Raw genomic sequence first — 25618 nt, forward strand, 5'->3', positions numbered from 1 at the left:
AAGATGATTGGTTTTATGAAGAATCATTACCTGGATTTAATCACTGTAATAGGGACTATTGCAGTTTTATTATTTTTATACAAAAAAGAGAAAATAGAATTAGTAAAAAAAATCGTATTATCCCTAGTAATTCAAGCAGAAAAGGCATTTGGTAGGGGTATGGGGGACATAAAATATTTTTATGTGGTGGAAAAGACCTATGAGGTACTGCCTACTGTGGTAAAGGTACTTATTACTAAAAAAGATTTGGACAACTTAATAGAAGAAGGAGTTACCTATATGAAATCCTATCTATCTAAAGAGGGTAGGCATATGGATGACATACTAAATGAAGCGGAGGCCTAGGCCTCCGCTTTTTTTAATCTTTCTGCTTCTGCTAATTCGGATAGTTTTTCATTGACTAAATAATGGATAGAACCTTCAGGGTATTCGCCTAAATCGTTCTTTTCTCCAGCTTCCACACCTGTTAGGATTTGGATACCTTCATTGATGGTTTTAACTGAATAAATGTGGAACATGCCATTTTTCACGGCCCCAATTACTTCATCGGAAAGCATTAGATTTTTCACATTTTGGTGAGGAATCATAACTCCCTGTTCTCCCGTTAATCCTTTTAATTTACATATCTTGTAAAATCCTTCAATTTTTTCGTTTACTCCACCTATAGGTTGGATCTCACCCCTTTGATTTACTGATCCTGTTACGGCTATAGATTGTTTGATAGGTACTTCTGATATGCTAGATAATATGGCATATAGTTCCGTGGAGGATGCACTGTCTCCATCTACTCCAGAGTATAGTTGTTCAAATACTATACTGGCAGATATGGCTAGGGGTTTATCTTGGGCATATTTATGTCCAAGGTATCCACTTATTATCATGACGCCCTTATCGTGAATACGGCCACTAGATTCTACTTCCCTTTCAATATTGATTATTCCAGCACGGCCACGATAGGTAGATACGGTGATTTTGCTAGGTTTACCAAAGGAATAGTCACCTACTCCCACAACGGCTAGTCCATTTATTTCTCCCACTCTTTTCCCATCCACATTTAATAAAATATCTTCTGATTCAAACATTTCAAATATTTTTTCTTCATATATGCCATTTCTGTACATCTTTTGTTCAATGGCCTTTTTAACATGGGATTTTTCAACTATAGGGCTATTGTCAAATTCTGCCCAAGTATTTGCTTCATAAAGGATTTCAACTATGGAATTAAATCTAGCACTTAGCTTTTGTTTATGGTCTGCAAGTCGAGAGCTGTGTTCTATGATCTTTTCTACAGCCTCTTTAGTAAAATGACGTAGATTCTTTTTTTCACAATGGGAAGCAATGAAACGAGCCATTTTAATTGAATTATTTTTATTTCTTACCATTTGAGTGTCATAGTCAGCCATTATCTTAAATAATTTTCTAAAGTCTTCATCGTGGGAATATAAGGCATTATAGGCATAGTGGCTTCCTATTATGATGACTTTTAAATTTAAAGGAATAGATTCAGGTTTCAAAGTTCCTGAGATAATATAATTTAGGGGTCTATTTAAATCGTCTATCAGGGATTTATTATTAGTTAACATTCTCTTAAGGCTAGTCCAAGTTGCAGAATTAGATAATATATCCTTAGCTTGAAGAACTAAATATCCTCCATTAGCTTCATGGATAGATCCGGGTTTTATTTGGGTAAAGTCTGTTTTCATAATCCCCATTTCATTTTTGTATTCAATACGCCCTAACAAATTATGATAAGCAGCATTAGATTCAAATATGACAGGGGCCTTATCTAAGGAAGAATTATCAATAAATAGGTTTACCTTGTATCTAAGGAAAAATTCTTCGTATCCTTCCTGTTCCTTATTTCCTTTGAAAACGGCTATGTTTTTTAATATATCTTGGGATACCATATTAAAATATTCTGTAGTTTTTGGAGAAGATGAGTATTTTTCCTTTAAAGGATCTATATAAAAGTCAATTAAATTAATAACCGTCTCCTCATCTAGTTCTTTGAATTTTAATTTTATATAAGCATCCTTGTTTTTTAAATCACTAAATATATCTGTAGTTTCTATGGTTAGTTTATCAGATTGAATTCTTATACTTTCGATTTCATCATCGGAAAGTTTATTTATATCCTCTTCTGTCATAGGTTCACTATCTTTAAGGGGGAGACTTAATATACCCTGTTCCGTATTAGTAAAGATAAATCCATAGTTTGGTCCTATCACATTTAATTCTTCAATTAAATTATTTATATAGTTTTCATATTCTTGGGATATACTAGTTTTTGCTCTTTGATATTCTTTAGAATGAAATATCTTTTTAATATCTTTTTTTAGTAATTTTATAGTGTTTTCCATGTCCTTTGAAAACTCTTTTCCAAGACCTGCCTTTAAGTTAATACTCATTGGAGTGTATGGATTTTTAAAGTTGTATATATAAATCCAATCATCGGGGATTGAAAGATTTCTTGAAAAATACTTGGCAATATGTTTCACATAACTATTTCGACCAGTACCACTGGCACCTGCCACAAAAATATTATAGCCTTTATTTTTCACTGAAAGACCAAATTGTATGGCTTCAGAAGCTCTCTTTTGGCCTATGATTTCAGGTCCTAATGGAATTAAGTCTTTTGTAGTACTAAAATTTACAGATTCTAAACTACATGTATTTTTTAAATTTTCTATAGATACTTTAGATTTATTGAGCATAAGAATACCCCCCTTTTATGAATATATACCCTAATAAAAGGTAAAGTATCATGTGAATTGTTGGTAAATAATAAAAATTCAAATATATTTTCCTGAAGTAGGGCCATATAAAGCTAGTTTATAAATAATAAATCTATAGTTGAGTATAAGGGTAATTTGTGATAACATATAAAAAAATATTTATTAATGGTGATTGAGAAGCACTGTAAAACTTTCGGGTTTTAGGGTGTTTTTTTTGTTAGGAAAAATTGAGAGTAGGTGATAATATGAGTGATTCAAAATCCTTTTATAAGTTACTATTTAAAGTGGCTTTTCCAATTATGATTCAGTACTTTATAACTTCTTCTGTAAATATGATGGATAGCTTCATGATCGGGAAATTAGGAGAGGAAGCCGTGGCTGCATTAGGTATCTCAAATCAATACTTTTTCATGTTTAATTTACTTATGATGGGTATATGTTCTGGATGTAATGTTTTAATAGCCCAATTTTGGGGAAAGGAAGATGTTAATAGTATAAGAAGGGTATTGGGTGTATCTTTGGTATTAGGTATAAGTACTAGCATTGTATTTTTAATAGGAGGAACTTTCTTTAATGAAAATATAATATATTTATTTAATAAAAGTAATGTAGTCATATCCTTAGGTAAAGATTATTTAACCATTGTGAGCATGAGTTATGTGTTTACAGCCATATCCTTATCCTATGGAATTGGAAGTAGGGGAGTGCAACAAACGGTTGTGCCTATGGTATGTAGTAGTGTGGCCTTTGTATTAAATGTAGTATTTAATTATGGTCTTATATTTGGGAATTTAGGTATGCCTGCCTTGGGTATAAAGGGAGCAGCCATGGCTACTTTAATAGCTAGAGTTGTGGAAATGGTTTTAATTATATGTTTAATATACGGAAAAGGTCATGTGTTAAAAGCTTCTTTTAAGACCTTAATAGACTTTGATAGGGGATTTTTTAAGAGAGTTATGGATGTTACTATACCTGTTATAATAAATGAAATTTGTTGGGGGTTAGGTATAGTCATATATGCTATCATATATGGAAATATGGGAACAAGATCAATGGCAGCAGTTCAGATATGTACATCCATACAAAATATGTTTTTAATCGTATTATTTGCCATGGCCAATGGAGCCTGCGCCATTGTGGGAACGGAAGTAGGTAGAGGAGATTATGATAAAAGTAAATATTATTCTAAAAAATTACTTGAAACTACTTTGGTCTTATCTGTGATAATAGGAATAATTTTAGTAATATCATCTAAATATGTACTGAAAATTTATAATGTATCTGATGAAGTTTATATGAACGCCTATTATATGATTGTAATAACATCAATAGTTCTTCCAGCCCGTTTCATAGGTGGAATATTAATCGTTGGGATACTAAGGGGTGGAGGAGATACTAAGTATGTTTTAAGGGTAGAGTTTATGACCATGTGGTTTATAGGAGTGCCCCTTTGTTTAATAGGAGCCATCTTATTTAAATTAAGAATATATGAAGTATATATGTTAGTAACTCTAGAGGAAGTGGTAAAGTGTGTAGTATCCTTTACGAGATATAAATCGGGGAAGTGGATAAAAAATTTAACAGTGGCAGAATAATCTAAAAAGGCTAATATGAACTAGGTATTAGCCTTTCTAAATTTCAACTATTATATCTTCCTTAGGAATATAACTACAGGATAATCGGAAGTTTCTTTTTATTTCTTCGTCGGATAATTTATCATATTCTTCTGCACTAATATCCATTAAATCATTTCCCTTTGTTATTTTAACTCTACACCCTCCACAAAGGGCGTTGCCACCACAGGGGGAAGGAATGAATATATTATTATGTCTTAAGATTTGAAGTAATGTACTACCAGGTATTGTGTCTATGATTTTATTAGATTTGGAAAAGGTGATTTTTATGTACATATTATTCACATCCTTATGTTAAATATAAGAATCATATTAATAGTATATACAATAATATTAATAATAAAAGGAAGGTGAAAATAAATCACCTTCCTTAAAATTATATTCTATCTCTCTTTTCATAGTGAGTGTGTAATAAATCATGAGATTTATGGCCAAGGGGTTTTCCTAGGAACTCTTCATATAGTTTGATGATCTCAGGGTTTTCGTGGGATTTTCTCAATGTCTTACCAGCATCCTCTTCGTATATTGCCTTGTGACGTGCTTCAATTATAGATGCATCTCCATGGTGATATGGTTGGCCACCTCCACCAACACATCCACCAGGGCAGGCCATGATTTCTATGGCGTGGTAGTGAGATTTTCCATCCCTAATATCTTCTAATAATCTTCTGGCATTTCCAAGTCCATGGGCAATACCTATTTTAAGTTCTTTTCCCTTTAAGTCAACGGTAGCTTCCCTAATGCCATCAAGACCACGTAGTTGTTTAAAGTCAACCTTTTCTAAAGTTTCCCCAGTAGCCCACTCATAGGCAGTACGAAGGGCAGCTTCAATAACTCCACCAGTTGTACCAAATATTACAGATGCTCCAGTACTTTCTCCCATTAATTTATCAAATTCTCCATCTGGTAATTTAGTGAAGTCCATACCAGCTTCTTTAATCATAGTGGCAAATTCTCTTGTAGTAACTACTAAATCCACATCATTAGCATTATCTTTAGTAAGTTCTGGTCTTTCAGCTTCAGCTTTTTTGGCTACACATGGCATAACAGATACTACTACAATCTTATTTGGATCTATTCCCATTTTCTCAGCATAATAAGTTTTAGCAATGGCACCAAACATAATATGTGGTGATTTACATGTGGATGGTATATCTAACAACTCTGGGAATTGATGCTCAATGAATTTAACCCAAGCTGGACAACAGCTAGTTAACATTGGAAGGGTTCCGTTGTTTTCTAATCTATGGATTAATTCAGATGCTTCTTCCATAATAGTTAAGTCAGCAGCGAAGTCCGTATCAAATACTCCATCAAATCCTAGCCTCTTTAAGGCTGTAGCTATTTTTCCAGTTACTATAGTTCCTGGTGCCATTCCAAATTCTTCACCTAAGGCAACACGAATTGCTGGTGCTATTTGGGCAATAACATATTTATCCTTATGTTCAATAGCACTCCATACCTTATCTATAGAGTTAACTTCCGTTAAAGCTGCCGTAGGACATACGGCAACACATTGTCCGCAGTAAGTACATGAAGTATCTTTCATTGGAAGATTAAATGCAGGTCCAACAATAGCATCAAAACCCCTGTCTAACCCAGATAATATTCCACAGGTTTGAACGTCATTACACATGGTTTCACAACGTCTACACATGATACATTTACTTGGATCTTTTACTATTGAAGCACTTGAAGTATCCTTTGCATATTCTTTCTTTTCACCCTCAAATTTGATTCTAGTGATACCTAAATCCTTAGCTAGGGCTTGTAAGTCACAGTCTAAGTTTCTAGGGCAGGTAAAACACTCATTTGGATGATTTGATAATAATAACTCTACAGCCATCCTTCTTGCTTTAATAGCCCTAATAGAGTCTGTCTTTATATCCATTCCCTCTGATACTTTAGTAACACAGGCTGGAGCTAAATTATTTTTTCCTGCTACTTCTACCATACAAACACGGCAAGAAGCGGCCTTGTTAACGGCTTTTAAGTTGTGTAAATCTAAGTGACACAATGTAGGAATATTAATGCCTGCATCCTTAGCCACGTCTAATATGGTGCTATCCTTAGGTACTTGATAATCTTCACCATTTATAATAATTGAAACTGTTTCTTTAGACATATTATCACCTCGCTCTTTACTATGGTTTAACTATTGCACTAAATTTACATGTGTTAAAACATGCTCCACACTTAATACATCTGCTTTCATCTATAACGTGTTCTTTTTTAACTTCACCTTCAATACAATCTACAGGACAAACTCTAGCACAGGCAGTACATCCAACGCATTTTTCAGGAATGATCTTATACTTGGCAAGGCCAGAACATTCTCCTGTAGGACAGTGTTTGTCTTTAACGTGGGCCAGGTATTCATCCCAAAAGAAGTTCATAGTACTAAGTACTGGGTTAGGAGCCGTTTGTCCTAGACCACACAAGGAACTTCCCTTAATCATATGGGATAATTCTTTTAAGTTTTGTAAATCATCCATACTTCCTTCACCATCAGTGATCTTTTGTAATATTTCATACATTCTCTTAGTACCTACACGACAAGGAGTACATCTACCGCAAGATTCTTCCATAGTGAACTCTAAGTAGAATTTGGCAATATTTACCATGCAATTGTCTTCGTCCATTACGATCATACCACCAGAACCCATCATAGATCCGATACCCATTAAACTTTCATAATCAATTGGAGTATCTAAGTCCTTCTCTGTGATTACACCACCAGATGGTCCTCCCGTTTGAACAGCCTTAAATTTCTTTCCGTGTTGTATTCCACCGCCAATATCATATATTATTTCCCTTAAGGTAATACCCATAGGAACTTCAACTAGGCCTACGTTGTTTACTTTTCCAGCTAGGGCGAAAACCTTAGTTCCTTTGGATTTTTCACTTCCAATGGAGCTAAACCATTTGGCACCCTTTAAAATGATAGGTGGAATATTAGCAAAAGTCTCCACGTTGTTAACGGATGTGGGCATTCCTTTATATCCACTTTCTGCCGGATATGGAGGTTTATAAGTAGGCTCTCCACGTTTACCTTCTAAGGAGTGGATAAGTGCAGTTTCTTCACCACATACGAAGGCTCCAGCTCCGTATTTAATATCTATATCAAAGTTAAATCCTGTACCGAATATATCTTTTCCTAATAATCCAGTTTCACGAGCTTGCTTAATAGCCACGTTTAATCTCTCAATTGCTAGTGGGTATTCAGCACGAATATAGATATATCCAAAATCAGCTCCTATGGCATATCCAGCTATGGCCATGGCTTCTAATACAGAATGGGGATCACCCTCTAGGATACTTCTATCCATGAATGCTCCTGGATCTCCTTCATCAGCATTACATATGATATACTTTTGATCAGATTCTGATTGTCTAGTGAATTTCCATTTAAGTCCTGTGGGGAATCCACCACCTCCACGACCACGAAGTCCTGATTCTTGAATTTCTTCAATAACTTCATCTGGAGTCATTTTAGTCAATACTTTTCCAAGGGCTGCATATCCATCAAATGCTATGTATTCATGAATATCCTCTGGATTAACTAAACCACAATTCCTTAAAGCTATACGTAATTGCTTTTGATAAAAGGGCATATTTTCGTGTTCTTGGATTTTCTTTTTCATGTTTGGTTCTTCATAAAGAAGTCTTTCAACTTTTCTTCCCTTGATAATGTGTTCATCAATGATTTCCTTAGCATCCTGGGGTTTAACTTTTACGTAAAATACATTATCTGGATGGATTTTTATTATGGGACCTTGTTCGCAAAATCCAAAACATCCAGTTTTAACAACCTGTACCTCTTTGTCATAGCCACGATCCTTTAGGATGAGTTCTAGGTTTTTAATTACCTTGTCACCTTCTGATGCAAGGCACCCAGTACCTCCACAGACCATTATATTTATGCGATAATTGTTCATTATTTACCTCCTAACCTAATATGAAATTTTTCATTTGGAAATCCTAATTTATGGACGAACAAAGTCAACATCAATTACATATTGGTCCAATACTTTTCCGTTTATAATATGCTCTTTAATGATTTCACGACCCTTTGATGGATCTATTTTTCCATATACTACAGGTTTTTCGTTAGGACGATTTACCTGGATTATTGGTTCTGAATGGCAAAGTCCTATGCAACCTACTTGGATAACTTTAACATCCATTAGGTTATTATTATTAACTTCTTCAACTAAGGCATTTAATGTCTCTCTAGCACCAGATGCTATACCACATGTGGACATTCCCACAAGGATTTCCGTATGGGGTGAATCGGATTCACCAGTTTGTCTTAAATTCACCTTTTTAAGGGAGTTTTCTCTTATCTTTTTCAATTCATCTAAAGATTTAATTTGCATACTTATGCCTCCTCACCTGTATAGGAATCTAAAATTTCATCCATTTCTTCTACAGTAACTCTGCCGTATACCTTTTCACCGATAGTTACTACTGGTGCAAGGCCACAGGCTCCTATGCAGCGAACGCTTTTTAATGTGAACAAGCCATCACCTGTAGTTTCTTCAGGTTTAATATTTAATCTTTGGCTGATCCTTTCTATTACTTTGTCAGCACCCCTTACAAAGCATGCGGTGCCCATACATACGCTTATTGTGTATTTGCCAACAGGTTCAGTTGTGAAATATGAGTAAAAACTTACGACACCATAAACTTCAGCAGCTGGAAGATTTAATGTTCTAGCTACAAATAATTGAACTTCCTTTGGTAAATAACCAAAAATAGTTTGAGCCTTATGTAATATACTGATTAAAGCACCATCGATTGTATCCAAGTTTTCTATATATTTTCTTAGGTCATGGAATTTTTCTTTTCCTAGATTTGCAGTTTCTGGAATTTGTACATTTAAATTTAAATGACTCACAATTTTCACCTTCCTTTCGTGTGATAAAAAGACTTTTACTTATATAATTTACCCTTTTCAAAGGGAAAATAATCCTTTTCTTATATAAAAGTTGTAATTACAATAATTTTCTCAAAATTCACAAGATAAGTCAATGATAAATTATTAACAATCTTAGAGAAAGAATTACAATTATTTGAATAAACTTACAGTTCATAATCTATTGCAAAATATTTTTACATGTGTTAAGATAGTATATGTCGTGATTGAAGAGAAAATCTTTAATCTCTATATGGAGAGATGACCGAGTGGCTAAGGAGCACGCCTGGAAAGCGTGTAAGGCTTAACGGCCCCGCGGGTTCGAGTCCCGCTCTCTCCGCCATTTAAAAAGTTTATAAAGTTTGCTGTGCTAGATGGGAAGTTGGCGGTGTCCTGTAACCTGCAATCCGCCTTAGCAGGGTCGAACGCCTATTAGAGGCCTGTCGTTGTGAGGTCTGCCCCGTACAAGTGGCGATGAGATTTGGGTCTTGTGCAATGAAAGCCTATGAACCTCGTCAGATCCGGAAGGAAGCAGCGATAAGTAGTCCCTTTCATGTGCCACAAGGGTGCCTGAGTTGAGTTAACTATACGGGTCACGCTTGTAACGGCTTGTCGATATAGGTGCACAGCTTTTATATAAAGTATAATAGCATGTAGATTCATATGAATTCTACATGTTTTTTTATTGTTAATAAAAATTTAAGGAATTTTCAAAATATTTATAAAGTATACTATGCTTATTGAAATTGATTAAATGTGAGAAAATGTATAAGAAATTAACTAATTTTATGAAGACAATACTTTATAGATTTATAATAATAATTTACATATACTAATTAGTATTTTAAAATAAGAGTAAGTATAGATTTCTTATTTATAAACCAGCTTTATGTGTGCCTATTTCAGGGAACTATTGAAAATTTTTTCCTGAAATAGACTCAAGTAAAGCTATAGACGAGTATTAATAGAATATACAAAAGAAAGGTAATGTGTTATGGCATATATAGCGTTATATAGAAAGTATAGACCAAATAAATTTGAAGATGTGGTAGGACAAAGTCATATTACAAGGACACTTAAAAATCAAATAGAGAATAATAATATTGCCCATGCATACTTGTTTTGTGGAACTAGGGGTACGGGGAAAACTTCTACGGCTAAAATATTTGCCCGTGCAGTGAATTGTTTAAATCCTATAGATAATAATCCTTGTAATGAGTGTGAAATTTGTTTGGGAATTTTAAATGAAAGTATAATGGATGTAATTGAGATAGATGCAGCATCTAATAATGGTGTGGATGATGTGAGGGAAATTAGGGAAAATGTAAAATATCCACCTACTAAGGGAAAGTATAAGGTCTATATAGTAGATGAGGTTCACATGTTATCTACAGGTGCCTTTAATGCCCTTTTAAAAACCTTAGAAGAACCTCCCCATTATGTAATCTTCATATTAGCCACGACGGAACCTCATAAAATACCCGCAACCATATTATCTAGATGTCAAAGGTTTGATTTAAAGAGAATTAAGGAAGATGATATATCAGGTACTATGGAATCTATTTGTGGTAGCATGAATATCCATGTGGATAGGCAAGCCCTAGAGCTTATAGCTAGAAATTCAGATGGAGCCTTAAGGGATGCCCTTAGTATATTAGACCAATGCGTTTCGATTAATGAAAATAATATAACCTATGATAATGTGATAGACATACTAGGAACCGTAAATGATTCATATTTATTGGATTTAGTAGATAATATAAAAGATGAAAATACTAAGGAATGTATGAAACTCATAGAAAACTTAGTGGATTCAGGCAAGGATATACATCAGTTTATTAAGGTTTTAATAACCCATTATAGGAATCTCATGATGAGTAAAATATCAGATGATTTAGGGGGAATAATAAATTTATCTAAGGAAAATATACAAAGGCTTTGTAAGCAAAGTGAAAGTTTATCTATGAACTCTATTAGTAGGAGTATAAACCTATTATCTAAATTATCTGCCGATGCAAAATGGGCATCTCAGCCAAGGGTATTGTTAGAACTTACAATCATAAAGTTATCTTCTCCCCAAGTGGATAATTCTGTAGAAGGGTTGTTAGATAGGATAGAATCCCTAGAGAGAAGAATAAAAACAGGTCAGATAAATGTGGTTTCTAATCCTGTCCCTATGGAAGAGGTTAATGAAAAACCAAAGGAAGATGCAAAAGAAGAAGTAAAAAAAGAAATTAAACCTGCCACAGTAGTTTCTAGGGGAGATAGATTTAATAGTATTAAAAATAATTGGGAGGGCATATTAAAGGTCATTAAGAAAAAGAAAATATCATTACATGCTGTACTAATAGAAGGAAGTCTAGTGGGATTTAAAAACAATAAATTAGTCATATCCTTTGGTGACGCCTTTTCTTTTCATAAAGAAATGGCATCTCAAGGAAGTGACTTTATACAAAGTGTAATGAAAGAAATGTATGGTGAAAGTATAGGTCTAGATTTTGTTATGGAGTCGCATATAAAGAACTTATCTGTTAAAAAGGAAGATGAACCAGAAGAACCCCAAAATGAGGAAGCAGAAGTTGAAAAGATAAAAGAAAAGTTTGGAGAATTTAATTTGGAAATACTATAAGGGTGATATTAATCACCCTTGTTTAAACTGAAGAAAAACTCTACTCCTTTAGTAGTATTTTTCACTCCAAAGGAACTGTTATGAAGTTCTAATATATTTTTAACTATGAGTAAACCAAGTCCCGTGCCTCCTGATGCTTTACTTCTAGATTTTTCAACCCTATAGAATCTATCCCATATCTTATGGATTTCATCCTCGGGTATGTGGGTTCCTGTGTTTTCCATATAAAAATAGATCTCACCGTCCCTTTCATCTATGGATATATTTATTTTTTCATTTTGGGGACTATACCTTATGGCGTTGGAAAATAAATTGTTTATAACCTGTTCTATCTTAGACTTATGAGCGTATACTGTGGATTTTTTTATATTTAAGTTTACTTTCAGGTTTTTATTTTCAACCATACCCTTAAATTTATCCTTTGAGTAAAGGATTAATTTATCTAAGGAAAAATAGTTCTTATTTAGTTTGAAACCTTTAGACTCTAACTTGGATAATTGGAGCATATCTAAAATGAGTTTGTCCATTTGCTCTACTTCGTCAATTATCACATCTAAATAATAATCCTTCTTCTTTTCATATATACCATCCTTTATGCCCTCGGAAAAACTTTTGATTATACCTAATGGAGTTTTTAATTCATGGGATATATTTGCCACAAATTCTCGCCTAATATTTTCTTGCTGGCGTTCCTTTTCCATGTCATCTACTAATTTTTCATTGGCTATTTTTAATTGGTTTAAATTATGTTCTAAGTTTTTAGATAGTATGTTTAAATTCTTCCCCAGACTTCCTAATTCATCATTACTATTTACTTCACAATAATTACTAAAGTCTAAGGTAGCCATTTTTTTAGCCACCCTATTAATATTTATAAGGGGTTTTGATATGATTTTGGAATAAAAGAATGATAAAATACCTATTAAAAATAATGCAACTATGAAAAAATATATATAGTATTTTTCTATTACAGTTAAAGCCTCACTAACGGGTTGAAGGGAAGTGGAAGAAAATACATATTTAGTTTCTAATCCTACTTTAAAGGATTTTATAAAAATAACATGGTTTATGTTAGTCATTTCATCTATATAATCATAGCTTATAAAGTCACCCTGTGGAGGGGCAAATAAACTTGGATCTGCAAAAAAGTTATTGATCTGTCCTAACAAAATATCATCATAAAAAAAGGTGAAATCCTTAGAATAATCTGCACGACTTAAGTTTACGATAGTTCCTTTAATGGATGATTCTTTTAAATAATTATCTAAGGTTAAAATATTTTCAGTAGTGGTATCCTCTATTTCCAGATAGTATTCTGTGTTTTTATTTGGTACATATTCTTTTCCCTTATATTTTATAGAATAAATATCTATAAATTCATTAAAGTTTTCATCTATCAAACCATCTAAGTATATTTCATCATTTAAATTAAATTTTACACTCTGAAAGTCCTCATCATATAATTGGATATCTAAATATACTTTATAAAGTTTGTTATATTCTCCTTTAATTACCATGGCCTCTGGAATGGGATTTATCATAGAAGACAATTCTATGTTACCAGAACTATCTGTTATGGCCAGATAAGAATTATTTTCTTCTATAAACTTATTTATTTCCTTATATGAAGCATTAAAGTTTTCTTCTGTGGAAGGATATTTTTTGATAAATTCATTTATACTGTCTTTTGTGTTCTTAATTTTTTCATTGTAGTATACCCGTTCTAAAAAAAGACGTTGAAAAATCATTTGAAATAATAAAAAGGTTAGAAAAGTGCAGGAGGTGATTAAGAATAATTTAAATACTATGCTTTGTCTTTTCATTTTAAAGGACCTCAAACTTATATCCTACCCTTATGAGGGTATGAATATAGGATGACTTGTCACCGAGTTTTTTTCTCAACTTTTTTATATGGGTATCTACAACCCTTAAATCACCAAAAAAATCATATGCCCATACATTGTTCAAAATAGTTTCCCTAGATAATACTAAGCCTTTGTTTTCTATAAGGTAAACTAATAGGGAAAATTCCTTAGGAGCCAAATCTAATTGTTTTCCATCCATGGTTATAATATGGGAACTTTTGTCTATTTTAATACCTCCTACTTCTAATGTATTAATTGAAGAATTAATGGAACCAGATGCCCTTTTTAGAAGGTTTTTTGCCCTTGCCACTAGTACTTTAGGGCTAAAGGGTTTTGTGACGTATTCGTCAGCACCTAATTCAAATCCCATTAATTTATCATCTTCATCGGAGCGGGCTGTGATTATTATGATAGGTACATCTGAGTTTTTCCTAATCCTCCTACATACAGACCAGCCGTCTAATTTGGGCATCATTATATCTAATACTACTAAATCTATTTTATTAGAGTTAAACAAATCTAAGGCCTCTTGACCATCTACTGCTTCAAATACATTAAAATCATTTGCCTTAAAGTAATCGGAAGTGATTTCTAATATTCTAGCTTCATCTTCCACTATAAGTACATTTTTATTCAAAAAAATACCTCCTTTTTATTTCTTTTAATAATTTATAATATAGCATAAAAATAAGGGAGGACAAAAGCTATTAAACTTTATGTACTCCCTTTTTTTGGGATAAACTACTTAATTTATAGTCTCACATTCTTCCCAATCTATATTTTCGTCTAATTTATGAAAGAGCTTATTCCATAGTTCATTTGCCTCGTCATACTTACCTTTTTTATCTAACTCTAAGGCCTGATTATAAAGGTTTTCTAATTCTTTTAGTTCACCTTCCTTTAAATCCTTAGAGAAATCCTTTATAAAATCTTTGAAGTCTAAATCTTCTATGTTCACAACTACATCATCTTCCAATAATTCAAAAAGATCATTCCATAATTCATTTGCCTCGTCGTATTTATTACTTTTTTCTAAATCTAATATTTTATTGTAGATTTTTTCTATTTTAGCTAAGTCATTCTTATCATAAGCTCCATCTAGATCTTTAATGAAATCTTTAAAAGAAAGAGGTTCTCCATTAAAAAATTCATATTTATCAGTGATAGAAAAAATTTCATCCCATAATTTATTTGCTTGATCAAATTTTTCTTTTTTGTCTAACTTTATGGCATCCTCGTGTAACTTTTTTAATTTTTTTATTTCATCTTTACTTAAATTATCTTTTATAGGTTCTATGAAATCATTAAAATCTATATTATCTACTATTTTAATCATTTGTGATACACATGTTGTTGCTTGATTCTTCATATTTATTGTATCATCTTTCGTAGGTTCTATGAAATCATTAAAGTCCATATTATCTACTGTTTCAATGATTTGTGATTCACATGTTGTTACTGGACTCTTCATATTTGTTCCTGCAAATACGGGACCAATACATGATGCTAAAATGATTCCACTTAGTATTAATGTTAATATGCTTGATTTTTTCATTTTAAAATCCTCCTTATAATTGTGTGCTGCGATTTGACTTAATTTAAGTTTAATGAATTGGTGTGTTCTCTTTGTGTCCTTCCTATGTTTTCTTAAAGTTTTATGGAAGAATTCATATGGTCTATTAAAAAAATATTATATATATTTGCATATATGGTATAATATTAAAAGTATAATAGTATATAAATTGAAAATTTAATATAAATGGAGGAGAGTTTAAATGGCTAAAGGTAGAGGTAAATTTTCAGGAGGAATGCCTGGAAATATGAATAATATGATGAAGCAAGTTCAAAAGATGCAAAAGGAAATGGAAAAAATGCAAAGTCAACTTGAAGAAAAGGAAGTAGAAGCTAGTGCAGGTGGAAGTGCAGTTACTGTAAAGGTAAATGGTAAGAAGGAACTACTAGATGTGGTTATAAAACCAGAAGTAGTAGACCCAGATGATATAGAAATGTTACAAGATTTAATTTTAGCTGCTACAAATGAGGCTTTAAGAAAAGCTGATGAAATGATGAATAGTGAAATGGGTAAAGTAACAGGTGGACTTAATATACCAGGATTATTCTAATAAAAGACCGAGCTTAAGCTCGGTTTAATTTTTGGAGGTGAATAGGATGGAATATTATGCAGGTCCTGTGGCTAGATTAATAGAAGAGTTTTCTAAATTACCTGGTATTGGGAAAAAGACAGCTCAAAGACTAGCCTTTCATGTTTTAAATATTAGTATGGAAGAGGCTAAGTCCTTATCAGAGGCTATAGTATATGCTAAAGAAAAGACAAGATACTGTTCTGTTTGTGCAAATATAACAGATGTGGATCCTTGTAATATATGTAGAAATGAAAGCAGACAAAAGAATCTTATTTGTGTAGTAGAGAGTCCAAGGGATGTAATAGCCATGGAAAAAACTCGAGAATTTAGAGGTCATTATCATGTATTACATGGAGCCATATCTCCCATGGAAGGTATAGGCCCTGAGAGTATAAAGATAAAGGAACTGATAGTGAGATTACAACAAAATCCTGTAGAAGAAGTTATAATCGCTACTAATCCTACCATAGAGGGAGAAGCTACAGCTATGTATATTTCTAAGCTAATAAAACCAGCTGGAATAAAGGTTACTAGAATAGCCCATGGAGTTCCTGTAGGTGGAGATTTAGAGTATGCAGATGAGGTGACTTTATCTAAGGCATTAGAAGGTAGACGTGAAATATAAGAATGGTTGTTAAAGGGCCATTCTTTTTTGTTATTATAAAATCTTTTTAAAAATCCCTAAAAAAAGGTATACCTGCCTAAAAATGTGGAGAAGTTATATATAAGAAGGTTAGAAGATTTTTTTAGGGGGGTTATGTATGCAAGAGGCAGTCAAAAATATTAAAAGAAGTGAACACTCAAAAAAGAATAGTTTTTTAGATGGAATAAGTAATATATATTCACAACTATTAACGGGCCAAGAGATAAAAAGTGAAGCGGATAAAATGGTAGATCATATAAGATTGGCCCATGAAGAATGGCAATATGCAGAGAACTTTTTTCAAAATGCCACGGATCCAGACTTGATAGATCATGCCATATTTAGAATGGAAGCGGCTAGAACAAAATATATATATCTTATGAGGTTAGCAAGAGAAATGGGAATACATATTAAATTGCAATGAGGTTGGGTTAAAAGGTGACCCTACTTCATTGTGTTTTTTGTATACGGGTGCAATTATAGAAATATACAATTTCAAAGGCGTCATTGTATACTTTATACTATATACAAAAATCGTGAGATCTCATGTTTGATTCATAAAAAGAATAATAAATATTCCAATTAGGGTAATATTTTTTATACAACCCTTAATATAATAAATATAGAAATATTTTTTATAAATGAACCATGGAGGGTGGTTATGGATGGCAGTAGAATTACAAGTAATATTAGCCTATGCCTTTGGATTAATACTTTTATACATATTAGGATATGTTCTTTTAATACCCATTAAAATAACTTTAAAATTAATTTGGAATGGAGTATTAGGGGGCGTATTATTAATAGTAGTAAATTTTTTGGGGAAATTTATAGGACTTAAAATAGGTATAAACATAATAACTGCATTAGTGGCAGGTCTATTGGGAATTCCTGGTGTGATTTTATTGATGTTGCTTCAGAAGATTCTGTAAACAGATAAGGGGAAATGGGCTTAGTTTCATAAGAAATAAAAAAATACAAAAAATTACTTTAAATTCTGGTGAAAACTACTAGAATTTTTTTTTATTATATAATAGAATTGATAGTAGGGACATATATTGTTAAAGAAAGTATATTGTATACAAGGGGGTCTACAAATGGCTAGACAAATGAAGACAATGGATGGAAATACGGCTGCAGCTTATGTTTCATACGCATTTACAGATGTGGCAGCTATATATCCAATTACACCATCATCAAACATGGCAGAGTTTGTTGATGAGTGGGCAGCAAATGGGCAAAAAAATATTTTTGGTCAAACTGTACAAGTTACAGAAATGCAATCAGAGGCAGGAGCAGCAGGAGCTGTTCATGGATCATTACAAGCAGGAGCATTAACTACTACTTTTACTGCTTCTCAAGGATTATTATTAATGATTCCTAATATGTATAAGATTGCTGGAGAGTTATTACCTGGAGTATTCCATGTAAGTGCTCGTGCTGTAGCAAGTCATGCATTATCAATTTTCGGAGATCATTCAGATGTTATGGCAACTAGACAAACTGGATTTGCTATGCTTGCGTCTGGATCTGTTCAAGAGGTTATGGATTTAGGTGGGATTGCTCACTTAACTGCTATTAAGAGTAGAGTTCCATTCCTACATTTCTTTGATGGATTTAGAACATCTCACGAAATTCAAAAGATTGAAACTATCGACTACAATGAGTTTGCTAAATTAGTTGACTACGATGCAGTTAAAGAGTTTAGAGCAAGAGCTTTAAATCCAGAGCATCCAGTAACTAGAGGATCAGCTCAAAACCCAGATATTTTCTTCCAAGCTAGGGAAGCCTGTAACAAATTCTATGATGATGTTCCAGATATGGTTAACACATACATGGAGGAAATTAGCAAGGTTACAGGAAGATCATATAAACCTTTTGACTATGTGGGAGCACCAGATGCTGAAAATGTAGTTATAGCTATGGGTTCTGTAGTTGAAACTATAGAAGAAACTATTGATAGCTTAGTAGCTCAAGGAGAAAAAATCGGTTTAATTAAGGTAAGATTATATAGACCATTTAGTGAAAAGTACTTCTTAAATGTATTACCTGAGACTACTAAGAAGATTGCTGTTTTAGATAGAACAAAGGAACCAGGATCATTAGGAGAACCATTATATCAAGATGTTAGAACATTATTCTATGAAAAAGAAAATGCTCCTATAGTTATTGGTGGTAGATATGGATTAGGATCAAAAGACACTACTCCATCTCAAATTAAAGCTATATTTGATAACTTAAAGGCAGATGAGCCTAAGAATGGATTTACTGTAGGTATCCTTGATGATGTGACTAATACATCTATCCAAGTTGGAGAACCTATTGTAACGGCTCCAGAAGGAACTATTAGATGTAAGTTCTGGGGACTTGGTTCTGACGGAACTGTTGGAGCTAATAAAAATGCTATTAAGATCATAGGAGACAAGACTGATCTTTATGCACAAGGATACTTCTCTTATGACTCTAAGAAGTCTGGTGGAGTAACAGTATCTCACTTAAGATTTGGTAAAACTCCTATTAAATCTACATACTTAATCAGTACTGCTGACTTCGTATCTTGTTCAACTCCTGCATACGTAAATCAGTATGATGTATTAGATGGATTAAAGGAAGGTGGAACATTCTTACTTAACTGTAAATGGTCACCTGAAGAATTAGAAGAAAAATTACCTGCTTCAATGAAGAAGTATATAGCAGATAATGAAATTAGCTTATATACAATCAATGCTACTGATATAGCAGCAGAAATCGGACTTGGAAATAGAACTAACATGATTATGCAATCTGCATTTTTCAAGTTAGCTAAGGTTATAGACGAAGATAAGGCTGTTGAATACTTAAAAGAAGCTGTTGTTAAGTCCTATGGCAAAAAAGGTGAAAAGATTGTTAATATGAACAAAGATGCTGTAGAAAGAGGAATCAGTGCGTTAGTTAAGATAGAAGTACCTGCTTCTTGGTCAGCTCTAGTTGAAGAAGCTGCTGCAACTCAAGAAGTATGTGAACCAGAATTTATTACAAACGTATTAAAGCCAGTAAATGGACAAAAGGGAGATGACTTACCTGTAAGTACATTCGCTGGAAGAGAAGATGGAACATTACCTATGGGAACTTCTGCATACGAGAAGAGAGGTATTGCAGTTAATGTACCAGAGTGGAATATAGATAAGTGTATTCAGTGTAATCAATGTTCTTTCGTTTGTCCACATGCTGCAATTAGACCAGTATTAGCAGACGAAGCAGAATGTAAGAATTCACCAGAAGCATTTAAGACTAAGAAAGCTATGGGTAAAGGATTCGAAGGATTAGAGTACAGAATTCAAGTAAGTCCATTAGACTGTACAGGTTGTGGAAACTGTGCTGATATTTGTCCAGCTAAGGAAACTGCTCTTGAAATGAAGCCAATTGAATCTCAAGAAGTAGAAGTAGCTAACTGGGAGTATGCTATGACTGTAGAACCTAAGAAAAACCCAATGAACAATAAAACAGTTAAGGGAAGTCAGTTTGAGCATCCATACTTAGAGTTCTCTGGAGCTTGTGCTGGTTGTGGAGAAACTCCATACGCTAAGGTTATTACTCAATTATACGGAGACAGAATGATGATAGCTAATGCTACTGGATGTTCTTCTATTTGGGGAGCTTCAGCACCAGCTACACCATATTGCACAGATAAGAATGGAAGAGGTCCAGCTTGGGCTAACTCATTATTCGAAGATAATGCTGAATATGGATTTGGTATGCACTTAGGAATTCAACAAATTAGAAATAAATTAGCAGATTTAATGGCTGAATTAGTAGCTACAGATGCTTCTGAGGATGTTAAAGCTCCATTTGCTAAGTGGTTAGAAGGAAAAGAAGATGCTGAAGTAACTAAAGAAGCTTATGCTGAAATGTTACCAGTATTTGAAGGTAAGTCAGATGATGCAAAAGCTACTGAACTATTAGCTGAAATAGAAGAAAGAAAAGACTATGTAATCAAGAAGTCTGTATGGATCATCGGTGGAGACGGATGGGCTAATGACATTGGTTATGGTGGACTTGACCACGTACTTGCTTCTGGAGAAGATGTAAATGTATTAGTATTTGATACGGAAGTTTACTCAAATACTGGTGGACAGTCTTCTAAAGCAACTCCAACTGCTGCTGTAGCTAAGTTTGCTGCTTCTGGTAAGAAGGTTAAGAAGAAGGACTTAGGATTAATGGCTGCAAGCTATGGATACGTATATGTGGCACAAGTTGGTATGGGTGCTGACAAGAATCAATTCATGAAGGCTATAACTGAAGCTGAAAAGTATGATGGACCATCAATTATCATCGCATACGCTCCTTGTATCAACCATGGTATAAAAGAAGGTATGGGAAGATCACAAGCTAACATTAAGCAAGCTGTAGATTGTGGATACTGGAACTTATACAGATTCAACCCAGAACTTAAGAAAGAAGGAAAGAATCCATTTGTACTTGATTCTAAAGAACCAGACTTTACTAAGTTTAGAAGTTTCTTAGAAGGACAAGTGAGATATACTTCATTACAAAAGCAATTCCCAGAAATAGCGAAGGAATTATTCGTTAAGGCTGAGGGAGAAGCCCAAGATAAGTATACTACTTACAAGACAATGTCTCAATTAGGATAGTATATTAAAGGATGCAGATTAATCTGCATCCTTTTTCTATGGAGAGGTTCTTGAGAACTTGAATTATATGATGATTTAGATTATTATAACTATTATATAGGATTTTATTTAAGAAGGTGGTTGGGTGAAAGGGTATAAATGGAAAATAATATTGTGGTCGGTAGTACTTATTACGATTATGAATGGTTTTTTGAGAAGTGTGCCTGATGGGGTGTCTTATAGAAGTGAAGAAAAGGATGGCCATATAGAATTTTTATATGATTTAACCTATATGAAGGATAATGAGTATATTAAGGAACAAAAAATATTTAGTGAACAGCTAAAGTTAATAGATGAAGCTAAAGACTTCATATTATTAGATATGTTTTTGTTTAATGATGATTATAATAGGAGTACTAAGGTTGTGTACCCTAAAATATCTAAAAGATTAACAGAAGCCCTTATTAATAAGAAGAGACAAAACCCTAATGTGAAAATACTATTTATAACGGATGAGATTAATAATTTTTATGGAGTATATGAATCGGAATATATAAAGGAACTAAAAGATAATAATATACCAGTCATAATTACTAATATGGAAAAAATGAGGGATTCAAATCCTATGTATTCAGGGGTTTGGAGGACTTTTATAAAGTGGTTTGGAGTGGGAAGTAAGGGCATGTTACCAAATCCATTTAGGCCAGATTCGTCTAAGGTAACTTTAAGGGGGTATTTAAAACTTATAAATTTTAAAGCAAATCACAGGAAGGTCATAATAAGTGATAAGGGTGCCATAGTAAGTTCTATGAATCCCCATGATGCCAGTGGAAATCACTCTAATATGGCATTTAAAGTAACAGGGCCCATAATAGAAGATTTGATTAAGTCAGAACTAAATGTCCTTAAGATTTCTGGATTTGAAGAAGATGTATCTATTGAGTATAAAGGAGATAATATTGTTTCTAATGGGACGGTCACTTTAATAACAGAAGGGAAAATAAAGGATAGTCTAATAAAAGAAATCAAAGACGCTAAAAGGGGTTATGAAATAAAAATAGCCATGTTTTATTTATCTGAAAGGGACGTTATAGAGGAACTCATAAATGCTTCTAGGAGAGGGGTAGATGTGAAAATAGTATTAGATTCTAATAAGGATGCCTTTGGAGTTAAGAAAAATGGTATTCCCAATAGGCAAGTTGCTTTGGAACTTAAAGATAAGAGTGACAATAACATAGAAATAAAATGGTATGATACCCACGGAGAACAATTTCACACCAAACTAATAATTGTAAAGAAAGAGGAAGAAACTATAGTAATAGGTGGTTCTGCCAACCTAACTAGAAGAAATATAGGAGACTATAATTTAGAAACGGATTTGATGGTAAGACTTAAAAGAGATGATAGAATAGAAAAAAGTGTATTAAACTACTTTAATAGGATTTGGAGTAATGAAGATGGGTTGTATACGGTGGATTATGCTGAATATGAGGACGAATCCATATTAAGGACTATGATTTATCGCCTCCAAGAGTGGAGTGGATTTAGTACATTTTAAGGGGAAAAACAGGCAAAGAGCAATACTTTTGTCTGTTTTTGTTTTAAAATTGAAAAAATTATTTGAATAGGTAATTGGATTTATATACCAGATTAAATTCCTATAAAATTCAGAAAAACACGTTGGAAAAACTCGAAAAATATGGATAACATAAATGAGGATTATGAATAAGTGCATACCCGTATACGATACTGCTAATGGAAATGAATTTGTAGGAGTCATAGGTGCTGACATATCTCTGGACAAATTAGCAAATAGGATGGATCTTATTATATAGGAAGTATTTTAGATACAATTGCTGCCATATCTGAGCAAACTAACCTATTGGCCTTAAATGTTTCTATTGAAGCGGCCAGAGCAGGGGAATATGGAAGAGGATTTGCCGTTGTTGCTGATGAAATAAGAAATTCCTTTGATACTATCTACAAATCTATAGACAGTATTGCAGGAAAAATTGAAGCTATGGGTGAATTTGTTAAAGTGCTAAACGGGAATAAGGATAATATTGTAGCATCAATAGAGAATATATCTGCCGTGTCAGAAGAAACGGCAGCGGCTTCGGAAGAGGTAAGTGCTTCTATGCAACAGCAATCTATGGCTGTAGAAGAGGTGGCAACAGCAGCTGATAAATTAAATGAATTGGCTGTGAAAATGAATGAAGAAATAAAGAGATTTAGAATATAAAAAGTAAGGCATAAGCTTCATAAAAGAATTGAGCTTATGCCTTTTCTTATTTTTTTTCTTCATTAATAATTTCCTCTATTCTTGATTGACAACCTCCACATCCAGTACCTGCTTGAGTTACATCTCCTACTGCCTCTACTGTAGTAGCTCCATTTCTTATTGCTTCTCGAATTGTTTCTTCTGTTACTTGAAAACATTCACATACAATTGACATGATCATTCACCTCTCCCTCTAGAAATTAGAATAAGCGTATAATATATATTTATTTTAGATAAGGTTGCTGAAAAATATACATTTCTAAAAATTAAATTATAATGCTAATGAATATTTGTAATATTTATAGAATTAATACAATACATATATATAGGACATGTATACTTTTTAAAAGGGGGATAAAGATTATGGCTATACCAGTGTTAAAAGTGGGAATTAGAAAAAGGAAGGAAAAAAATCAATTAAAATCTTTAAGAAAAGAAGGATTAGTTCCTGCAATTCTATATTCGTGTGGAGAGAAAACCATAAGTATTAAACTTAGTAAGCTAGAGTTGGAAAAAATATTAAATAGATATGGAGTTGGATCTACCATCCAATTAGATTTTGGCAAAGAAATTAAATCGGCAATCATTAAAGAAATACAAAGGCATATTACTAAGGATTATGTACTTCACATGGATCTACAAGAGCTGGATGAAAATAAAGAAATAAGAGTTAGGATTCCTTTGTATATATTAAATAAATCTGTAGTTGAATCAAGTGTATCTGTAATACAACAACAAAAGATAGAAATAGAAATTCAAACATATCCTAGATATTTACCTCAATCTATAGAATTTGATGCAACTAATATGAAGTTTGGAGAACCTATATTGGTTAAGGATTTAAATGTATTTGAAAATGAAAACATAGAGGTACTAGATGATGGAGAGTCTATTGTAGCCTTACTTGCTTCTACTAGTAAAGTGGAGGATCCTGTGGAAGAACCTAGTTTATATTAAGTCATGAGGAGTTAGCTTTTTGCTAACTCTTTTTAAGTTCTATAAGTATATAAACTAAAACTTTGGAAATACTGACTAGTAGATAAATACTAGGAGGGATAAGATGCTTAAATCTGATGCACATGCCAACGTAAGAAACCAAATAGGATCAAATGCTTGCCATAGGATGAGAATGGAAGGCCGTATTCCAGGAGTCGTTTATGGACATGATATTGAAAATTCTGTTGTTGAATTGGATAAAAGGGATTTAGATACTTTGATAAAATCCTATGGATCTAATGCTTTAATTGATCTACACACAGAAGGAAGTCAAAACCTTGTGATGATAAAGGAAGTTCAAAGGGATATTGTCAGTAATCATATAATTCATATAGACTTTCAAAAAATATCTTATGATACGCCTATACATACTATGGTGCCAATAAGATTAGTAGGAAAAGGAAAGGTCGAATCTAGTGAAGGGGTAGTTCAACAGCAAATATCACAAGTGGAAGTGGAGTGTTTACCGCAAAATATTCCAGATAGTATTGATGTGGATGTGTCAATACTTAAACTGGGAAATCCACTAAAAATTGCAGATGTGGAGTTGGCTCAGGAAATAAGTATAATGAATAATGGAGAAGATGTTATAGCAGCTCTTATAAAAGCGGATAAAAAGATGGAAGAATCTGAAGTGGAACAATTAGACATAGCAGCAGAAGTTCTTTTTGGAGAGAAGGAGGAGTGATATTCGTGTGTAATATAATATTACACATGAATATGAATTAGAATTTAAAGGAATCATACACAAAGGGAAATGGAATGAAATTCAATAAAGATTAATGTTGACTTTAGAAGAGATAAGTGTTAGTATATTACATGTTGTCAACAAGGACAGAAAAATAAAATTTGAAAACATGTTGACAAAGGAAAACAAAAATGATATGATTTAATAGTCGTCGCAATGAAGCGACAAAACAAATTGAACTTTGAAAACTAAACAGTATAAGAATTTAAGCCAGCTTGAATATAACCTTTTTAAAAAGGTAACGTTGATTTACAATAGAGCAGTCACAATAGTGACAAACAAATTTTTGATTTTATTTGAGAGTTTGATCCTGGCTCAGGATGAACGCTGGCGGCGTGCCTAACACATGCAAGTCGAGCGAGAATTCTTTAGTTGATTCTTCGGATGATTCTAAAGAAGGACAGCGGCGGACGGG

At 33.1% G+C, this 25618-nt stretch carries 22 protein-coding genes, 1 tRNA gene, 1 rRNA gene and 1 other RNA gene; 15 read left to right on the forward strand and 10 right to left on the reverse strand.

All coding sequences use genetic code 11. The features are described from left to right. The first annotated feature begins 3 nt into the window (after nt 1-3). Nucleotides 4-345, forward strand: coding sequence for a hypothetical protein (locus tag N4A57_RS04930; RefSeq protein WP_293656506.1), 342 nt, complete (start codon nt 4-6; stop codon nt 343-345). Here N4A57_RS04930 and N4A57_RS04935 read toward each other — a convergent pair. Then, nucleotides 342-2714: an ATP-binding protein gene (locus N4A57_RS04935; RefSeq protein WP_293656508.1), complete on the reverse strand. Its 2373-nt coding sequence runs from the start codon at nt 2712-2714 to the stop codon at nt 342-344. The two genes, N4A57_RS04930 and N4A57_RS04935, sit on opposite strands and share 4 nt — an antisense overlap. A gap of 266 nt (nt 2715-2980) precedes the next feature. Between N4A57_RS04935 and N4A57_RS04940 the strand changes: the two genes are divergently transcribed. Then, nucleotides 2981-4330, forward strand: a complete 1350-nt coding sequence (locus N4A57_RS04940) for an MATE family efflux transporter (protein WP_293656510.1) — start codon at nt 2981-2983, stop codon at nt 4328-4330. A gap of 36 nt (nt 4331-4366) precedes the next feature. Here N4A57_RS04940 and N4A57_RS04945 read toward each other — a convergent pair whose 3' ends face one another. The 5 genes from N4A57_RS04945 to N4A57_RS04965 all read right to left on the reverse strand — a co-directional run bounded on the left by N4A57_RS04945 (nt 4367) and on the right by N4A57_RS04965 (nt 9269). After that, complete coding sequence (locus N4A57_RS04945; protein ID WP_293656512.1) at nt 4367-4645, reverse strand: 2Fe-2S iron-sulfur cluster-binding protein; 279 nt, start codon at nt 4643-4645, stop codon at nt 4367-4369. Between the two features lie 100 nt (nt 4646-4745). Then, complete coding sequence (locus N4A57_RS04950; protein WP_293656513.1) at nt 4746-6494, reverse strand: NADH-dependent [FeFe] hydrogenase, group A6; 1749 nt, start codon at nt 6492-6494, stop codon at nt 4746-4748. Between the two features lie 19 nt (nt 6495-6513). Continuing rightward, nucleotides 6514-8307: an NADH-quinone oxidoreductase subunit NuoF gene (nuoF, locus tag N4A57_RS04955; RefSeq protein ID WP_293656515.1), complete on the reverse strand. Its 1794-nt coding sequence runs from the start codon at nt 8305-8307 to the stop codon at nt 6514-6516. Between the two features lie 48 nt (nt 8308-8355). Continuing rightward, entirely contained in the window at nt 8356-8748 is a 393-nt protein-coding gene (locus N4A57_RS04960; RefSeq protein ID WP_293656516.1) for a (2Fe-2S) ferredoxin domain-containing protein, read from the reverse strand. A 2-nt stretch (nt 8749-8750) separates the two neighbouring features. Continuing rightward, nucleotides 8751-9269: an NADH-quinone oxidoreductase subunit NuoE family protein gene (locus N4A57_RS04965; RefSeq protein ID WP_293656517.1), complete on the reverse strand. Its 519-nt coding sequence runs from the start codon at nt 9267-9269 to the stop codon at nt 8751-8753. A 273-nt stretch (nt 9270-9542) separates the two neighbouring features. Between N4A57_RS04965 and N4A57_RS04970 the strand changes: the two genes are divergently transcribed. From N4A57_RS04970 to dnaX, 3 genes are all read left to right on the forward strand, one after another. Further along, nucleotides 9543-9630, forward strand: a tRNA-Ser gene (locus N4A57_RS04970). Between the two features lie 22 nt (nt 9631-9652). Further along, nucleotides 9653-9916, forward strand: an RNA gene (gene ffs / locus N4A57_RS04975) — signal recognition particle sRNA large type. Between the two features lie 365 nt (nt 9917-10281). Further along, complete coding sequence (gene dnaX / locus N4A57_RS04980) at nt 10282-11916, forward strand: DNA polymerase III subunit gamma/tau (RefSeq protein ID WP_293656518.1); 1635 nt, start codon at nt 10282-10284, stop codon at nt 11914-11916. Nucleotides 11917-11924: 8 nt separating this feature from the next. On the opposite strand, the gene N4A57_RS04985 is transcribed toward dnaX, so the two are convergent. The 3 genes from N4A57_RS04985 to N4A57_RS04995 form a co-directional block, all read right to left on the reverse strand. Continuing rightward, nucleotides 11925-13739 (reverse strand): sensor histidine kinase, encoded by a 1815-nt coding sequence (locus tag N4A57_RS04985; protein ID WP_293656519.1) that lies wholly within the window; start codon nt 13737-13739, stop codon nt 11925-11927. Nucleotide 13740: 1 nt separating this feature from the next. Next, nucleotides 13741-14418, reverse strand: a complete 678-nt coding sequence (locus N4A57_RS04990) for a response regulator transcription factor (protein WP_293656520.1) — start codon at nt 14416-14418, stop codon at nt 13741-13743. A gap of 108 nt (nt 14419-14526) precedes the next feature. Beyond that, nucleotides 14527-15336, reverse strand: a complete 810-nt coding sequence (locus N4A57_RS04995; RefSeq protein WP_293656521.1) for a hypothetical protein — start codon at nt 15334-15336, stop codon at nt 14527-14529. 220 nt (nt 15337-15556) lie between these two features. On the opposite strand from N4A57_RS04995, the gene N4A57_RS05000 reads away from it, so the two are divergent. The 7 genes from N4A57_RS05000 to N4A57_RS05030 all read left to right on the forward strand — a co-directional run bounded on the left by N4A57_RS05000 (nt 15557) and on the right by N4A57_RS05030 (nt 23420). Next, nucleotides 15557-15904, forward strand: coding sequence for a YbaB/EbfC family nucleoid-associated protein (locus tag N4A57_RS05000; protein ID WP_293656522.1), 348 nt, complete (start codon nt 15557-15559; stop codon nt 15902-15904). A gap of 46 nt (nt 15905-15950) precedes the next feature. Next, complete coding sequence (gene recR / locus N4A57_RS05005) at nt 15951-16550, forward strand: recombination mediator RecR (RefSeq protein ID WP_293656524.1); 600 nt, start codon at nt 15951-15953, stop codon at nt 16548-16550. 136 nt (nt 16551-16686) lie between these two features. After that, nucleotides 16687-16992, forward strand: a complete 306-nt coding sequence (locus tag N4A57_RS05010; protein ID WP_293656525.1) for a DUF2508 family protein — start codon at nt 16687-16689, stop codon at nt 16990-16992. A 241-nt stretch (nt 16993-17233) separates the two neighbouring features. Beyond that, nucleotides 17234-17500: a pro-sigmaK processing inhibitor BofA family protein gene (locus tag N4A57_RS05015; RefSeq protein ID WP_293656526.1), complete on the forward strand. Its 267-nt coding sequence runs from the start codon at nt 17234-17236 to the stop codon at nt 17498-17500. 165 nt (nt 17501-17665) lie between these two features. Then, on the forward strand, nt 17666-21199 hold the full coding sequence (gene nifJ, locus N4A57_RS05020; protein WP_293656528.1) for a pyruvate:ferredoxin (flavodoxin) oxidoreductase: 3534 nt from the start codon (nt 17666-17668) through the stop codon (nt 21197-21199). Between the two features lie 124 nt (nt 21200-21323). Next, nucleotides 21324-22736, forward strand: coding sequence for a phospholipase D family protein (locus tag N4A57_RS05025; RefSeq protein WP_293656530.1), 1413 nt, complete (start codon nt 21324-21326; stop codon nt 22734-22736). A 324-nt stretch (nt 22737-23060) separates the two neighbouring features. After that, the gene (locus N4A57_RS05030) at nt 23061-23420 is read left to right on the forward strand and encodes a methyl-accepting chemotaxis protein (protein WP_293656532.1); all 360 of its coding nucleotides are present in this window, start codon (nt 23061-23063) and stop codon (nt 23418-23420) included. A gap of 46 nt (nt 23421-23466) precedes the next feature. Here N4A57_RS05030 and N4A57_RS05035 read toward each other — a convergent pair whose 3' ends face one another. Continuing rightward, nucleotides 23467-23634: a (2Fe-2S)-binding protein gene (locus N4A57_RS05035; RefSeq protein WP_293656533.1), complete on the reverse strand. Its 168-nt coding sequence runs from the start codon at nt 23632-23634 to the stop codon at nt 23467-23469. Nucleotides 23635-23822: 188 nt separating this feature from the next. On the opposite strand from N4A57_RS05035, the gene N4A57_RS05040 reads away from it, so the two are divergent. The 3 genes from N4A57_RS05040 to N4A57_RS05050 form a co-directional block, all read left to right on the forward strand. Beyond that, nucleotides 23823-24416, forward strand: a complete 594-nt coding sequence (locus N4A57_RS05040) for a 50S ribosomal protein L25 (protein ID WP_293656535.1) — start codon at nt 23823-23825, stop codon at nt 24414-24416. Between the two features lie 103 nt (nt 24417-24519). Next, complete coding sequence (locus N4A57_RS05045; protein ID WP_293656536.1) at nt 24520-25143, forward strand: 50S ribosomal protein L25; 624 nt, start codon at nt 24520-24522, stop codon at nt 25141-25143. Nucleotides 25144-25495: 352 nt separating this feature from the next. After that, nucleotides 25496-25618: ribosomal RNA gene (locus tag N4A57_RS05050) — 16S ribosomal RNA — on the forward strand; the annotation flags it as partial.

It is taken from the genome of Anaeromicrobium sp., from assembly GCF_025210435.1.
Taxonomy (GTDB): domain Bacteria; phylum Bacillota; class Clostridia; order Peptostreptococcales; family Thermotaleaceae; genus Anaeromicrobium.